The sequence below is a fragment of the Alteribacter populi genome, from assembly GCF_002352765.1.
Taxonomy (GTDB): domain Bacteria; phylum Bacillota; class Bacilli; order Bacillales; family Salisediminibacteriaceae; genus Alteribacter; species Alteribacter populi.
Window position 1 is genome coordinate 4,167,105 of the sequence record NZ_KZ293963.1, and the last position, 14,700, is coordinate 4,181,804.

14 protein-coding genes and 1 riboswitch are annotated in these 14,700 nt (G+C 41.4%); of the genes, 9 read left to right on the top strand and 5 right to left on the bottom strand.

The genetic code is table 11. The features are described from left to right. Positions 1–19 precede the first annotated feature (19 nt). Positions 20–922, top strand: coding sequence for a carbohydrate ABC transporter permease (locus CDZ94_RS19215; protein WP_096439894.1), 903 nt, complete (start codon positions 20–22; stop codon positions 920–922). A gap of 27 nt (positions 923–949) precedes the next feature. Beyond that, entirely contained in the window at positions 950–1,774 is an 825-nt protein-coding gene (locus tag CDZ94_RS19220) for a carbohydrate ABC transporter permease (protein WP_096439896.1), read from the top strand. Positions 1,775–1,907: 133 nt separating this feature from the next. Here the strand turns inward: CDZ94_RS19220 and thiO are convergent, their stop codons facing one another. The 5 genes from thiO to CDZ94_RS19245 form a co-directional block, all read right to left on the bottom strand. Beyond that, positions 1,908–3,023: a glycine oxidase ThiO gene (gene thiO, locus CDZ94_RS19225; protein ID WP_096439898.1), complete on the bottom strand. Its 1,116-nt coding sequence runs from the start codon at positions 3,021–3,023 to the stop codon at positions 1,908–1,910. 151 nt (positions 3,024–3,174) lie between these two features. Beyond that, positions 3,175–3,957 carry a thiazole synthase gene (locus tag CDZ94_RS19230; protein ID WP_096439900.1) on the bottom strand — a complete coding sequence of 261 codons (783 nt, stop codon included), beginning with the start codon at positions 3,955–3,957 and terminating at the stop codon, positions 3,175–3,177. Positions 3,958–3,962: 5 nt separating this feature from the next. Then, on the bottom strand, positions 3,963–4,160 hold the full coding sequence (gene thiS / locus CDZ94_RS19235) for a sulfur carrier protein ThiS (RefSeq protein WP_096439902.1): 198 nt from the start codon (positions 4,158–4,160) through the stop codon (positions 3,963–3,965). After that, on the bottom strand, positions 4,161–4,793 hold the full coding sequence (gene thiE / locus CDZ94_RS19240; RefSeq protein WP_096439904.1) for a thiamine phosphate synthase: 633 nt from the start codon (positions 4,791–4,793) through the stop codon (positions 4,161–4,163). A 97-nt stretch (positions 4,794–4,890) separates the two neighbouring features. Further along, positions 4,891–4,999: riboswitch (TPP riboswitch) on the bottom strand. A 115-nt stretch (positions 5,000–5,114) separates the two neighbouring features. After that, positions 5,115–5,513, bottom strand: a complete 399-nt coding sequence (locus CDZ94_RS19245; RefSeq protein WP_096439906.1) for a response regulator transcription factor — start codon at positions 5,511–5,513, stop codon at positions 5,115–5,117. Positions 5,514–6,160: 647 nt separating this feature from the next. Between CDZ94_RS19245 and CDZ94_RS19250 the strand changes: the two genes are divergently transcribed. From CDZ94_RS19250 to CDZ94_RS19285, 7 genes are all read left to right on the top strand, one after another. Continuing rightward, positions 6,161–7,252 carry a BMP family lipoprotein gene (locus tag CDZ94_RS19250; RefSeq protein ID WP_096439908.1) on the top strand — a complete coding sequence of 364 codons (1,092 nt, stop codon included), beginning with the start codon at positions 6,161–6,163 and terminating at the stop codon, positions 7,250–7,252. 168 nt (positions 7,253–7,420) lie between these two features. Continuing rightward, on the top strand, positions 7,421–8,950 hold the full coding sequence (locus CDZ94_RS19255) for an ABC transporter ATP-binding protein (RefSeq protein ID WP_096439910.1): 1,530 nt from the start codon (positions 7,421–7,423) through the stop codon (positions 8,948–8,950). Further along, positions 8,950–10,005, top strand: coding sequence for an ABC transporter permease (locus tag CDZ94_RS19260; protein WP_096441020.1), 1,056 nt, complete (start codon positions 8,950–8,952; stop codon positions 10,003–10,005). The genes CDZ94_RS19255 and CDZ94_RS19260 overlap by 1 nt, the downstream gene beginning before the upstream one ends. After that, positions 10,006–10,968: an ABC transporter permease gene (locus CDZ94_RS19265; protein ID WP_096439913.1), complete on the top strand. Its 963-nt coding sequence runs from the start codon at positions 10,006–10,008 to the stop codon at positions 10,966–10,968. Positions 10,969–11,786: 818 nt separating this feature from the next. Further along, positions 11,787–12,251, top strand: coding sequence for a chemotaxis protein CheX (locus CDZ94_RS19275; protein WP_096439917.1), 465 nt, complete (start codon positions 11,787–11,789; stop codon positions 12,249–12,251). 219 nt (positions 12,252–12,470) lie between these two features. After that, on the top strand, positions 12,471–14,006 hold the full coding sequence (locus tag CDZ94_RS19280; RefSeq protein ID WP_096439919.1) for a bifunctional GNAT family N-acetyltransferase/carbon-nitrogen hydrolase family protein: 1,536 nt from the start codon (positions 12,471–12,473) through the stop codon (positions 14,004–14,006). A gap of 134 nt (positions 14,007–14,140) precedes the next feature. After that, positions 14,141–14,605: a hypothetical protein gene (locus tag CDZ94_RS19285; RefSeq protein WP_096439921.1), complete on the top strand. Its 465-nt coding sequence runs from the start codon at positions 14,141–14,143 to the stop codon at positions 14,603–14,605. The last annotated feature ends 95 nt before the right edge of the window (positions 14,606–14,700 follow it).

The window sequence follows — 14,700 nt, forward strand, 5'->3', positions numbered from 1 at the left end:
GAGAAAGGGGTTATCCACCATGGCTAAACGAAAATATACAAAGAGTCAACTGAGAGAAGCTGGTCAAGGTTACTTGTTTATGTCCCCTACGATTCTCACACTTCTTGTTTTTTTAATTGGGCCTATTATTTTTGCGGTTTTTTTATCTTTCAACCGTGTTCAATTATTAGGGGACACAAGCTTTACCTTTGCAGGCTTTGATAATTTCAGTCGTATGATTGAAGACGACCGTGCGATCATTGCTTTGAAAAATACGGCTGTTTATGTAGCTGTCGTTGTTCCAGTTCAAACGGTCCTTGCCTTGGTTCTTGCTGCAACACTTAATGCAGGAATGAAAGGAGAGAAATTCTTTCGCATCGTCTATTTTCTGCCGACTCTAACGTCATCAGCAGTACTTGTCATGATTTTTATGTGGATGTATCGTCCAGACGGATTTATAAACACCATTCTTGGGAGTGTTGGATTGCCAACTTATAACTGGATAAACGACCCGAACATCGCTCTTATCTCAATCATGATCATGAATATTTGGGCAACAGCACCGTTTTTTATGGTGATCTATTTAGCTGCTTTACAGGACATACCTGAGTCTCTTTATGAGGCTGCTGACTTAGATGGAGCCAGTGGCATTCAAAAGTTTTGGTATGTAACGGTTCCGATGCTCCGCCCGGTAACAGCTTTTGCGGTTATTATGGGTATTATCGGGACATTCCAACTTTTTGACCAATCTTACATGTTCTCTGGGGGCTCAGGTGGACCTGACAACTCTACCTTAACCGTCGTTCTTCTCGTCTATCAGTATGCATTTGCGACTTACGATCAAATGGGATATGCGGCAGCGTTGGCAGTTATGTTAGCGATTGTGATCTTAAGTGCGACATTGATTCAGCGGAAGCTTCAAAAAGACGAGCAAGTGTATTAGAAGACACGAGGAGAGGAGGAGTCTTTAATGAGACAAAATAACTTTGGAAAAATGGTATTATATGCAATTTTAACAAGCTATGCCATTGTCACGATGATTCCATTCATTTGGGCACTATCTGCGTCCTTTAAACCACTGGGGGAAATTTTAGCGGGAGGCTTAAACTTTATTCCAGAAAATTTTACATTCGATAACTATACAACGATCTTTACAGAACAAGAACTGTTTCCGCGTTGGCTTTTAAACAGTGTTATCGTTGCGGTCGTCGGTACAGCATTGAACTTAGTTTTTAACTCTATGGCTGGATATGCTCTGGCTAGACTTAGTTTTCCTGGGAAAAAAGCATTGTTTATTACAATATTAGCCGTTCTCATGATACCAGCACAGGTAACAATGATTCCGAACTTCTTGATCCTAAAAGAGCTAGGCTGGTTAAATAGTTATCAAGGTCTCATCGTCCCTGGAATGGTCAACGCAACGTTTATCTTTATGATGCGTCAATTCTTCATAAATTTCCCGCGTGAGGTTGAAGAAGCAGCAGCTATTGACGGGCTCGGCCGGTTCGGTACTTTTTTTCGGATCGTCATGCCAATGGCAAAGCCTGCATTAGCTGCCCAGGCAATCTTTGTTTTTATGGCATTCTGGAATAACTTTATGGCACCTCTCATTATTATGACTGATGCATCCATGTACACACTGCCGGTTGGTTTGAATGCTTTTCAGTCTGATTATGCGACGTATTGGAACTATATTATGGCAGCTTCCATGGTCTTTACGTTACCCGTGCTTATCATTTACATGTTCTTTAACCGTTTCTTCTTAAAAGGGTTATCCTTTAGAGGAGATAAATAAAATTTAGAAGAGGGTACCCATAAAAGTTAAAAGAACTTTTAGGGCACCCTCTTTTTTTACGGCTATTTTCTATAGTTTGCTTTTTGATAGTTAACCAGAAAGTATAAAAATCTACGCTTCAATGTCAAAGGGTCTAGATGAAACTAAATCGTTCTGGTTTAAAAGATGCTAGAGGGGCATACTCGTTTTTCCCGTCAAGTAAATCAGCTACGGCAAATGCTGTCATTGGACTAAGCAATATTCCATTTCGATAATGACCTGTAGCAAAAACAATATGTGAATGCGTTTCAAGTTTTCCGATTAGCGGGAAGCCATCCTGCGTTGCTGGCCGTAAACCAGCCCACGTGTGGAATGGGGCTTTTGATGTCAAGAAAGGTAGTACATTCTTGTTCCAGTTTGTTAAACGGGCAATCCCTTTTTCAGTGACTGTAGTTTGAAACCCTGCCATATCCTCTGAGGCACCGTTTACTAACGTCTCGTTTGTTTTGGGTACTAGGTAACCTTGGCTTGTATAAATAATATGATTCACTTGCTCGTCACCGAGTTCGTAGGCACAAATCTGACCGCGAATCGGAAATACTGGTATTCGGATCCCGAAGATTTTCTCAAGCTCGTTGGACCAGGCACCAGAGCAGACAATTAACTTGTCTCCAGAAAATATGCGGCCATCTTCAGATTGAAGGGAAAGTCTGTCTTGCCATTCGCGGACGTCGACTTTTGAAAGCTTCTCTTCAATTGTTACTCCGTTTTTCTCACAAGCAGATTTTAATGCTTTTACGTAGTCCGGAGAAAAAACGTGAGATTCCTCAGGAGAATACAATGCTGCAATGACAGAATCAGAGAGATGGGGCTCCATTGCATGTAGTGTTTTTCCTGTTATCAGTTCTGCTTTTGAGCCAAACTTCTTTTGCCAGCTTTGACGAGTTTCAAGTGCTAGAAGATCAGCTTCATGATAGACCGCATGCAGACTTCCGCTTTCGGTGAAGTCAAAATCAGTTTCCGCTACTTTTTTTATTTCATTTTGCCAGTTTTTGAACATCAGTAAACTGTCACGACAAAAGGTGAAGAAGTCATCTGGGTCCTCACCGATTTCTGAGAAGGGGGCAAGCATTCCTGCTGCAGCTCCTGAGGCTTGACCTCCGCATGATGACTTTTCAACTACAGTAACCTCGTAATTACGTCTACTTAGCTCAAATGCTGTAGCCAGTCCAATGACGCCACCACCAAGAATAAGAATCCGTTCATTCATTCATCTTCACCCCGTTTTTGATTATGCGTGTTCAAGGTGTTCAAGGTGTTCAAGGGACAAAAAGAGTGGTTATTCCTTAAGGAGTCAGGCAGGACCGCTCATTCTGTCCGTCCGCCGGCTTTTTGTTCCCCGACCATTTGAACGTCCTCTGCTAGTAAGAAATAAATGAAGGCAGTCCGCTGCTAGCCGTGGCGTATTTCTTTTTTGGAATCCGTCCTGCTTCATAAGACAGTCGGCCTGCATGAATGGCATGCTTCATAGCAAGCGCCATTTTAACAGGATCTTTTGCCTTTGCGACAGGTGTATTCATTAAAACACCATCAGCTCCAAGCTCCATTGCTTGCGTGACATCCATCGTTGAACCGAGGCCTGCATCTACAATAATCGGAACGTTTGCTTGTTCAATAATGAGCTGCAAGTTGTAAGGATTTAAAATACCTAAACCAGTCCCAATAGGGGAGCCACCTGGCATAACGGCAGCCGCACCTGCTTCTTCTAGCTTTTTACAAAGAACAGGGTCGTCAGATGTATAAGGGAGGACGGTGAACCCTTCATCTACAAGGATTTCTGTCGCCTTTAAAGTTTCAATTGGATCTGGAAGTAATGTTATCTCATTTGCACTGATTTCTACTTTTATCCAATCGCTGAGCCCGGATGCTTTGGCAAGTCGTGCGATGCGAACAGCTTCTTCTGCTGTTTTTGCTCCAGATGTATTCGGCAGGTAAGTAAATGGAATGTCATCATCTAAATGCTGTAATATCGCATCTTCTCCGGGTGCTTCTAAGTTTACTCTTCGGATGGCAAAGGTTAGCACCTCTGCTTCAGATACACGAATGGCCTCATTTTGAACGAAAGGATTTGGATATCTTCCAGTACCTAAGAAAAAGCGGGAAGATAATTCCTTACCTGCAATTGTCAATTTTTTTTCTAACATTTTTATCAACCCCCTCCAATAAATTGTACAAGTTCGATTTTCATATCTGCTTTAGTCGTAGTGTCCGACCAATCATCTCTGTCAACAATGTTCCCGTCAACTTCTGCTACGACAAGCTTAGGCTCTAATTGGAAGTGAGAAATGATTTCAGAAAGTGATGTAACCTCCAGATGATGTTCTTCCCCATTGATGAAAAGGCGCATTCACTGTCCCTCCCTAGTACTTAATAACTTTTTAAATGTTGAACAAGTTCCTTTGATATCGTCTGCACCGACAATTTCACTGATCATGCACAGGCGAGTAGCGCCTGCGTCTAGTACTTGGTCAACATTATGGAGTTTGATGCCTCCGATGGCAACATAGGGGATGTCGATTTCAGCAGTAACCTGTTGAATATAGGATGTCGTCACTGGTTCAACAACATCCACTTTACTATTGGTAGGGAAAATCGGTCCTACACCGATGTAATCGGCTCCACCAGCTTCCGCCTTACGAGCTTCATCAATATGATGCGTGGAAATCCCAATAATCATATCTGGTCCTACGATTTTGCGAGCTTCAGAGAGTGGCAGGTCATCTTGGCCAAGGTGAATGCCATCCGCATTAACGGCAAGTGCGACATCGATGTGGTCATTAATGATGAATAAAACATCGTGGTCTTTCGTTAATCTACGTAATTTCTTCGCTTTCTCTAAAACATCAACTTTGCTACTTGTTTTATCACGAAGCTGAATAATATCAACGCCACCGTGAATGGCTTCTTCCATGACTTCGATTAATTCACGACCAGCATGAAACTCCTCACCTGTAATCGCATATAAATTAAACTCTCTCATTAAAAATCACCTCTCTGTGTTGGTTAAATAAGATGCCTATGAAACACCCAAAAAAAGCCGAATTCCAACGATTGATGGAATACGGCTGCAAAAGAAACTCTTGTTGTACCGACTTCCCTACGCTGGTTTGAGCCAGATCAGGTTCGAGGGTAAAAGGAAACTACCTTTTTCTCAGTCTATTTTGATAGACACCCCTAGTCTAAACGCTTGATATGTTAAATGTGATAAGAGAACTTACACATTAAATCATAAACGATTAAAAGCTAGATTGAAAGGATACAAAGTGAGTTTTTATAAAAGTCATTTTGCCAGACATGGTATTTAGATGTGGTTACTACTCTTCCTCGTGTTATTTAGAGCCTTATAAATAATGTCACGTATTACAACTTCGCTGATTGGTTTTTGGATTGTTGCAAAAGCTCCCAATAGAATTGTCTTTTTTAAATGGCTGTGTGTACCGGCAGAGGATGCCATAATGACTTTAACCCCAGAATCTGATTTCGATATTTCCTTTAATGCTTGTATACCGTCTTTTACTGGCATTATGATGTCCATAATGACAATTTGAGGGCGGTGTAAACGAAATGATTCAACGGCTTCTTGTCCGTCTTTAGCTTCAAAAATCTCCAGGGCGCCGATCAACTCTACCGTTTCACGTAGATGCTTTCTTACCATTCGGGAATCATCACAGATTAAAATTGAAAATTGTTCACCTTTCATAAAAAGCACCTCCCATTTATCCAAGCGTTATTCCGTAATCATTACTGAACTTTAAGAGGGTGTTTAAAAAGTTCGCTCTATCTTTTGTTCCTTCTAATTATGAACGATTATATAAAAAACATTCTAACACATTTGTCGGAAAATAAAGACAGTTTACGCATGAATTAATCGATTTTTCTTTACAATAATGTTATAAAAGGCCGTTAAGCTGTCGAATCCCTGAGTTGACTTGCTTCTCCGTCTCGATCTATTAGGCTCTTTTTTGCGGCTCCTTTTTGAATGGCAAAATTATCAAAGGTTATGAGAGAACAGTGGTTAAATATTCTTGTTTTTCCTATTATGACAAACTGATAACACAGGGTTTAAAAAATATGTTCTAATTGTAAAAAAACTATTTATTCCTGTGACCATAAATGATATATTTAATTCGATTCATGTAACTTAATTGAGAGGAATATTATGTACTTTCTAGTTGTCTGACATCGTACAAGTGTTTTCTCATAAATGAAACCGCTTTTAAGTGATGTTAATAACTTAGTTATGTCATAATATTGATAACGGTTCCATCTACTTTTCTATGACAAAAGGAAAGGGGCTCGGCTCAAAAGTTACACAATGATATTTAGGAATTCAGGGGGGATTTTTAAGTGAAGAAGAAATTTTCATTTTTACTTACAACCGTACTTGCTGCAGGTACGCTATTAGCTGCATGTGGACAAGATGACGGTGATGCTGATGAGGCTCAAGGAGATAATGGTGCTGAAGGGGGTTCATTCTCTGCAAAGATGGTAACGGATACAGGTGGAGTTGACGATCGTTCATTCAATGAATCTGCTTGGGATGGGTTAGAGCGTTTTGGTAATGACTTTGATGATGTAGAAGTAGATTATATTCAATCGGGTGATGCAAGTGACTATGAGCCAAATCTAAACCGTCTTGCACGTGAGGATACAGATATTGTTTATGCCATTGGTTTCTTAATGGAAGATGACATCCGTACAGTCGCTGAGCAAAATGATGACAAGCAGTTTGCTATTGTTGATACTGTTGTAGAAAACGAAGATGGCGATACTTATGAAAACATTGCAAATATAACATTTGCTGAACACGAAGGATCTTTTTTAGTCGGTGCAGTTGCCGGGCTTCAAACAGATGGTGACCACGTTGGGTTCATCGGTGGTGTTGAAAGTCCATTAATCAAGAAGTTTGAAAACGGATTTAAAGCAGGTGTTAAAGCAGTAAATCCTGATGCAGAAATTTCAATCCAATATGCACAAGATTTCAATGATGCTTCTCGCGGACAACAAATTGCTGACACAATGTATGGAAACGGTGCTGATATCATCTACCATGCTGCCGGTGGAACAGGAAACGGTGTCTTTACTGAAGCAATCGACCGTGCCCGTGGCGGAGAAGACGTATGGGTGATTGGAGTCGACCAAGACCAGCATGAACAAGGTGCCTATGATGACGGAAATGTAACATTAACATCTATGGTCAAACGAGTAGACGAGGCAGTTTACCAAGTTTCTGAACAGACGATGAACGGAGAGTACCCAGGAGGGGAAATTATCGAGTTTGGTTTGGATGATAACGGTGTTGGTATCGCTGAATCACAAGAAAATGTTTCCGAGGAAAGCCTGCAAGCTGTAGAGGAGTACAAAGAAATGATTCTTAATGGGGATGTAGATGTGCCACAAACTGATGAAGAGTATGAAGAGTACGAAAGTAACCTTTAAATAAGGAAATCAAATAGTCTAGGAACCAGAACCAAGAAGCTTTGGCTCTGGTTGTCCTCCTATTTGAATCTTTATTGAAGCTGAATTTAATTAATCCCAACAAACAAAGGCTAGTGCTGCACTAGCCTTTGTTCATAGGGGGAAGCGAAAGGGTAAGGGGTGTTCGCGTTGGAATACGTAATCGAAATGAATAACATTCGTAAAGAATTTCCTGGTATCGTAGCGAATGATAATATCACACTGCAAGTCAAACAAGGCGAAATTCATGCGCTCCTAGGTGAAAATGGAGCAGGTAAATCGACGTTGATGAACGTCTTGTTCGGCTTGTATCAACCTGAAAAAGGTGAAATTAAAGTCCGGAATGAGAAAGTGAATATTACCGACCCGAATGTGGCGAATGACTTAGGTATTGGAATGGTTCACCAACACTTTATGTTAGTTGATAAATTCACAGTAACTGAAAACATTATTTTAGGCAGTGAACCGACAAGAGGACCCAACATCAACCTGCGAAAAGCAGAAAAAGATGTCGCTGCAATTTCCGAACAATACGGTTTGCGTGTTGATCCTAGAGCGAAGATTGAAGACATTTCTGTTGGGATGCAGCAACGGGTAGAAATTTTAAAAACGCTTTATCGTGGAGCCGATATTCTTATTTTTGATGAACCTACAGCTGCGTTAACTCCACAGGAAATTAAAGAACTCATTGAAATTATGAAAAATCTTATAAGTGAAGGCAAATCTATTATTTTAATTACCCATAAATTAAAAGAGATTCTGGCCGTTTGCGATCGCTGTACTGTTATTAGACGGGGGAGAGGCATTGGCACTGTTGATGTTGCTGAAACAGACGAAAACAAACTAGCGGAGATGATGGTCGGTAGAGAGGTGAATTTTTCGGTTGAAAAAGCAGCAGCTAAGCCGAAAGATGTCGTTCTATCGGTGAAGGATTTAGTTGTGGAAGATGCTCGCGGTGTGAATGCTGTAAACAACTTGAACCTAGACGTGCGCGCAGGTGAGATTCTTGGTGTGGCCGGTGTTGATGGCAATGGACAAACTGAGCTCATTGAAGCGATTACCGGATTAAGAAAGGCAACCAATGGTTCGATTTCGGTTAGTGGACAAAACATTACTGGCATTAAACCGAGAAAAGTAACAGAATCTGGTGTTGGTCATATTCCTCAGGATCGTCATAAGCACGGTCTTGTTCTTGATTTTACAATTGGTGAAAATATTCTCCTGCAAACTTACTATCAAAAGCCATATTCGTCGAATGCTATTTTAAGTTATTCAAAAATGTATGAAAAAGCTCGTGCATTAATCGAAGAATATGACGTACGAACGCCAAGTGAGCACACACTTGCTAGAGCCCTTTCTGGTGGTAACCAACAAAAAGCGATTATCGCCCGTGAAGTTGACCGCTCTCCGGATTTGTTGATTGCCGCTCAACCTACTAGAGGATTAGATGTAGGGGCGATTGAGTTTATTCATAGCAAACTGATTGAAGAACGAGATCAAAAGAAAGCGGTACTGCTAGTTTCATTAGAACTTGATGAAGTGTTAAATGTAAGTGATCGCATTGCGGTTATTTATGAAGGACAAATTGTTGATATTGTAGAAGCCGACCAAACGAATGAAAAAGAGCTTGGATTATTGATGGCAGGCGGGAAAAGAAAAGAAGTGGGTGAAAGGGAATGATGCAAAAACTATTAAAAAATAAATTGTTTGGGCTTGTCATTCCACTGATCGCCATAGCATTTGGTTTCTTAGCCGGCGGCGTCATTATGCTTATTAGCGGAAATAATCCTTTCTTAGGATATGGTGCCCTTCTTCAAGGGGTTTTCGGAGAACTTTATTATTTTGGTGAAACTTTGCGAATGATGACACCGCTCATATTTTCAGGTTTGGCTGTTGCCTTTGCATTTCGAACTGGGCTATTAAATATCGGTGTCGAAGGTCAGCTCATTGTCGGTTGGTTAGCAGCAGTTGTTGTTGGGATCTATGTGGACGGACCGATGGCACTTATTTTAGCGATTATAGCTGGTGCGCTTGCTGGAGCTGCATGGGGATTCGTACCTGGCTTCTTAAAAGCTAGGTTCCAAGTTCACGAAGTTATTGTCACGATTATGATGAACTACATTGCCCTTCACGTAAGTAACCATTTTATTCGTAATTATTTATTAGCTAGCGGGCAACGAACAGACTATGTTAATGATTCTGCTTCCTTATCCTCTCCGTTTTTAGAGAGTTTAACAGACTTTTCGCGATTACACTGGGGATTTGCGATTGCGATTATTGCCTGTGTGGTTATGTGGTTCATCCTATGGAAAACGAGCAAAGGCTATGAGTTGCGTGCTGGCGGTTACAACCCGAATGCCTCCTCTTATGCTGGGATGAATGTAAATAGAAATATCGTTCTTTCCATGGTTATCTCCGGGGGATTTGCCGGAATTGGTGGAGCAATGGAAGGGCTTGGAACATACGGTTATGCACAAATTTTATCCGGATTCACGAACCTGGGCTTTGATGGAATCGCTGTTGCCTTGCTTGGTGCAAGCACGTCCATCGGTATTTTCCTTGCCGCGTTCTTATTCGGTGGACTGAAAATCGGAGCATCGAATATGCAATCAGCAGCGGGAGTCGCCCCTGAGCTTGTAGAGATTGTGATTGCGTTGATCATTTTCTTTGTCGCTTCAAGTTACCTGATTCGCTGGGTTCTTAATCGTCTGCAGCAGAATAAGGAGGGGAAATAAATGGAGATCATTTCGATATTAAACACCATTATTCCAGCTGCACTCATTGCAGCTACTCCTCTTATCTTTACGGCATTGGGCGGTTTGTTCAGTGAACGTTCAGGAGTTGTCAACATCGGACTGGAAGGATTAATGGTTATTGGTGCCTTCAGTGGGATTCTTGCAACATTATGGCTCGAAACACTTGGATTTGGAGCTGCTTCACCTTGGGTCGCATTACTCATTGCAAGTATTGTTGGAGCTGTATTTTCACTGTTCCACGCTGTAGCTTCGATCACACTGAAAGCCGATCAAATTGTAAGTGGTGTCGCATTAAACTTCTTAGCTGTCGGATTATCGGTTTTTATTGTCCGGGAGATGTTCGGACGCGGCCAAACTGACTATATTAGTGCTCGTATATACCGAAGCGACATTCCAATTTTAAGTGATATCCCGATTATAGGTGACTGGTTCTTCAGTCGTATTTACGTAACAACGTACGTGGCGGTGATTTTAGCTGTGATTGTTTGGTACGTAGTGTTTAAAACGCCATTTGGTTTACGGTTACGTTCGGTTGGGGAACATCCAATGGCAGCGGATACGATGGGAATTAAAGTTAACCGGATGCGTTATATTGCTGTGATGCTCAGTGGAGCTTTTGGAGGAATTGGCGGAGCCGTTTTTGCGATAACGACTGCAGGTAACTTTGCTGGAAATACGATTGTCGGACAAGGGTTTATGGCATTAGCTGCCTTAATCTTTGGTAAATGGCACCCGTTTGGAGCTTTAGGAGCTGCGCTTTTCTTTGGTTTAGCCCAATCGCTAAGTGTTACTGCTCAACAAATTCCTGCTTTAGATCAAGTGCCGCAGGTGTATCTGATGATTGCTCCATACGTATTAACGATTCTGGCATTAGCAGGTTTTGTCGGAAAAGCAGAACCACCAAAAATGCTCGGAAAAGCCTACGGGAAAGGCAGTCGATAGTGAACTTGTTTCAAAAACCTTTGGTTTAAATTCAAAAAAGAGAAGAATTAGACACGATACCTATACCTGCCTGGGCCTTTTTGCCCGGCGGGTATTTTTATATTCCAAAGTCATTCAAGGTCTTTTATACTATAAAAAGAGAAGCTTGCCGAGTCATGGGGAAATCAACATATCTATAATATCTGAATGTTTATAAAAGGCTCTGATATCAAAGAATGTTGCTATCTCTTATTTGAATTGAATGAATTTCATAATTCTGAGCCCAGGAGGCTCAACGGTTCTAAGACATGAAAAAAGGAGCAGCTCCCCAAATGTCGGATTTAGTAAGTGACCAAACAAAAGAAAGGGGAGAAAACCCCTCATGTCTATAGTACGACAAGAGAGCCTTTTTAGCTCCCAACGGAGCTCCATAAAGCCCCTCTTAATTTAACACCAAGCAAGTTGGATACCGTAGCCAAGTTGAAATGTGTTTAAAAGGTCTCTTAATAAAGAAAGATCTTCTGCGCAGTTGTCCGGAATCTGCGAGACTCCTGCGGAAAAACGTACCAGCCGAGACCCCGCAGGGCGCATTTCCCGAGGAGGCTTGGCGGTTCGTCCGCGGAAAGCGAGCAGATGCAGGCCAACGGAGCTGCAAAAGGTACGATTTTTTCAAAAAGTAATAATCCAAAAAAGAGAAGAGATATTATTTTGAAGTTGTGTGCTTCTTTAAACAAATGAATTATGAAAGTGATTCAGTTGAAAAAAACGCGCAAGAAGCAATAAACTTTTTGAAAACAGCCTTATAAATAGAGAGTAAAAAGCCGAAGGGAAGAGAAGGCATGAATGTAAAACATGTGAATGCGGTATGTCGTGCAACAAAAGGAATTTTAGCCACTCACTTTGGAATTGAGGTCAATCACCAAAGCCCGAAAGCAGGGCAGGCCACCATTCCGTCTAATGACGTTTCTGTTGTATTAGGCGTTAACGGCGAAGTGAATGGGCAAATCATCTGTTCGATAGATCAAAAAACAGCAAAGAACATCGTTGGAGTTATGATGGGCGGAATGACAATTCAAACGCTAGATGAGATGGGATGGAGTGCGATTCAAGAATTCGGAAACTGGGTTGCAGGTTCAACTGCTACTGAGCTTTCTAAAGAGAACTGTATCATAGACGTGACTCCTCCAATGGTCAATGATGGAAAATCCCATTATCGAACGAATGATATGTTCCTGACCGTTCCATTAGATAGTTCACTAGGGATGATTGACGTTCATATCTCATTAAAAGAAAAGGCAAGTTAAATCGTTACTGGAGAAACGATAGTCAAAAAGGCTGTCGTTTTTAATTTTGGATCTAGTTAAAAGGGAATGGGATCTAGTCAAAGAGGATAGGAATCTAGTCAAACAGAACACACTAAACCGCTCATTGCTTTTCTACAATTTTCGTAATAAATTGAGTACAGGTGGGACAAGCTTGTTGTAATTTAAAAAAGAAAAGGGATTCCGGAAAGGGCGACGTGTATGGCACCTTTAGATATCTCGAAATTTGAAAAAAAACTCATCATTCGAAATATTGAAGAGCGCGATATAGATAAAATTATTCAGTTATCAAAACTGTGTTTTCCAAATATGGAAGCATGGAAGCGTGAACAGTTAAAAAGTCACTTAGACGTATTCCAGGAAGGACAGTTTTGTGTCGAGTATGACGGTGAAATTATCGGATCTTGCTCGAGCTTGGTCATTAATTTTGATGAATACGACGATCAGCATACGTGGGATGAAATTACAGATGAAGGTTTTATAACAAACCACGATTCGGAGGGTTACAATCTTTATGGTATCGAAATCATGGTAGACCCTTCCTACCGCCGGATGAAGATCGGACGAAGACTGTACGAGGCACGAAAAGATTTGGCTCGGAAGTTGAACTTGAAGAGTATCATAATCGGTGGACGAATTCCAAATTACAGTGAGCATGCTAGCGACATGACACCGAGGGAGTTCGTAGAAGAGGTTATGCGCCACAATGTCTATGACCCGGTGCTGACTTTTCAAGTTATGAACGGCTTTACTTTAAAACGTATTAATCGTAACTATTTAAAAGACGATAAAGCATCGATGAAGTATGCAACACTCATGGAGTGGAATAACGTTGACTACCAGCCGACAACGAAGCGGCATTTTAAAACGTCATTTCCGGTTCGCATTTGTGTGATTCAGTACATGATGAAAAAAATCAATTCATTTGAGGAATTTGCTCAACAGTGCGAATACTATGCAGATGTTGGGGCGAGCTACAGCTCAGACTTTGTTGTCTTTCCAGAAATTTTTACTACACAGCTCTTATCGTTTATTGAAGAAAAAAGTCCGAGCCGTGCGATTCGCCGTTTAGCCGAGTTCACCGAAGATTACATCCAGGTGTTTACTGATCTTGCTGTTAAATACAATGTTAACATTATCGGCGGCTCCCATTTTGTCGAAGAAGAAGGTGATATTTATAATATTGCCTATTTGTTCCGAAGAGACGGGACAATCGAAAAGCAATATAAAATTCATATTACCCCAAATGAGCGCAAGTTTTGGGGGATACGTGGCGGAGATAAAGTCGAAGTGTTTGATACCGACTGTGGTAAAATTGCAATTCAAATTTGTTATGATATTGAATTTCCTGAGCTTGGGCGCATCGCTACTGAAAAAGGTGCGAATATTATTTTCACTCCTTTCTGTACGGATGAACGTCAAGGCTACCTCCGCATTCGCTACTGTGCTCAGGCAAGAGCCGTGGAAAACCAAATTTACACAGTCATCAGTGGTACAGTGGGTAATTTGACACACGTAGAAAACATGGACATCCAATATGCCCAGTCAGGTATCTTCACACCATCGGACTTTGCATTCCCCCGGGACGGGATCGTTGGCGAGTGTCATCCGAATATTGAAACCGTTGTTGTTGGCGATGTTGATACAGAGCTTATCCGCCGCTCACGAAAGTCTGGAAACGTAACGCAATGGAAAGACCGTCGCAAAGACTTGTACGACATTAAATATGATTGTTAATACGCCCTCCCCTCTTTTTGAAGAGGGGTTTTATTGTTACTTTACGAAAACAGCCTCCTTTAAAACGGTTTGTCTTCGGTGAAGTTTAACTGGAATGGATTTTGTCGATGCTGAAGTTGAAAGGGGAGACTACCATGAGTGAAACAACGCCTCAAAAGCAAAGACTGCCAGCTTGGAGACTACCTACAGTCATTGCGATGGTTTTTTTGTGGATTACAACCGCATTTTTTCTTTGGTTGCCAGGCCAGATTGAAGTTGATGAAGCAACCGAGCCTGATTGGACTGTCCAGGTGTACACCCGGGAAAACCCATTAAGAGAAGGGGGCAGAATGACGCTGCAAGTTTTTGTATATGATAAACCCTCAGGCGAACCGATCCGGGAAGCAAGTGTGACGTCCACTTTTTCGAATGAAGAAGTAATGACTCTTCATCATTTGGAAGCGGGTCTCTATGAAGGTGAAACCCGTGTAATGAATCAGCCTCTCATCTCAGGAGAGGTGAGAGTAAGTTACGATAATCAAGAAGCGACGAGATCATTTGAGTATCCGGTTGAACCCTTTGGTGATCAATGGACTTCTTTAGTCCATTCCTCATCGTAACTAAAATTAGGGGTCTTCAGTATGCCTTTAATCACCATACTTTATAAACCGTAATGCGGCTTCCAAAACAAGAGAAGCCGCTTTGTTTTTCCTCA

What these genes read in the sequence shown, in the direction of transcription:
- CDZ94_RS19215 (WP_096439894.1), top strand. Translation starts at nt 20, where the DNA reads ATGGCTAAACGAAAATATACAAAGAGTCAACTGAGAGAAGCTGGTCAA.
- CDZ94_RS19220 (WP_096439896.1), top strand. Translation starts at nt 950, where the DNA reads ATGAGACAAAATAACTTTGGAAAAATGGTATTATATGCAATTTTAACA.
- thiO (WP_096439898.1), bottom strand. Translation starts at nt 3,023, where the DNA reads ATGAATGAACGGATTCTTATTCTTGGTGGTGGCGTCATTGGACTGGCT.
- CDZ94_RS19230 (WP_096439900.1), bottom strand. Translation starts at nt 3,957, where the DNA reads ATGTTAGAAAAAAAATTGACAATTGCAGGTAAGGAATTATCTTCCCGC.
- thiS (WP_096439902.1), bottom strand. Translation starts at nt 4,160, where the DNA reads ATGCGCCTTTTCATCAATGGGGAAGAACATCATCTGGAGGTTACATCA.
- thiE (WP_096439904.1), bottom strand. Translation starts at nt 4,793, where the DNA reads ATGAGAGAGTTTAATTTATATGCGATTACAGGTGAGGAGTTTCATGCT.
- CDZ94_RS19245 (WP_096439906.1), bottom strand. Translation starts at nt 5,513, where the DNA reads ATGAAAGGTGAACAATTTTCAATTTTAATCTGTGATGATTCCCGAATG.
- CDZ94_RS19260 (WP_096441020.1), top strand. Translation starts at nt 8,950, where the DNA reads ATGCAAAAACTATTAAAAAATAAATTGTTTGGGCTTGTCATTCCACTG.
- CDZ94_RS19265 (WP_096439913.1), top strand. Translation starts at nt 10,006, where the DNA reads ATGGAGATCATTTCGATATTAAACACCATTATTCCAGCTGCACTCATT.
- CDZ94_RS19275 (WP_096439917.1), top strand. Translation starts at nt 11,787, where the DNA reads ATGAATGTAAAACATGTGAATGCGGTATGTCGTGCAACAAAAGGAATT.
- CDZ94_RS19280 (WP_096439919.1), top strand. Translation starts at nt 12,471, where the DNA reads ATGGCACCTTTAGATATCTCGAAATTTGAAAAAAAACTCATCATTCGA.
- CDZ94_RS19285 (WP_096439921.1), top strand. Translation starts at nt 14,141, where the DNA reads ATGAGTGAAACAACGCCTCAAAAGCAAAGACTGCCAGCTTGGAGACTA.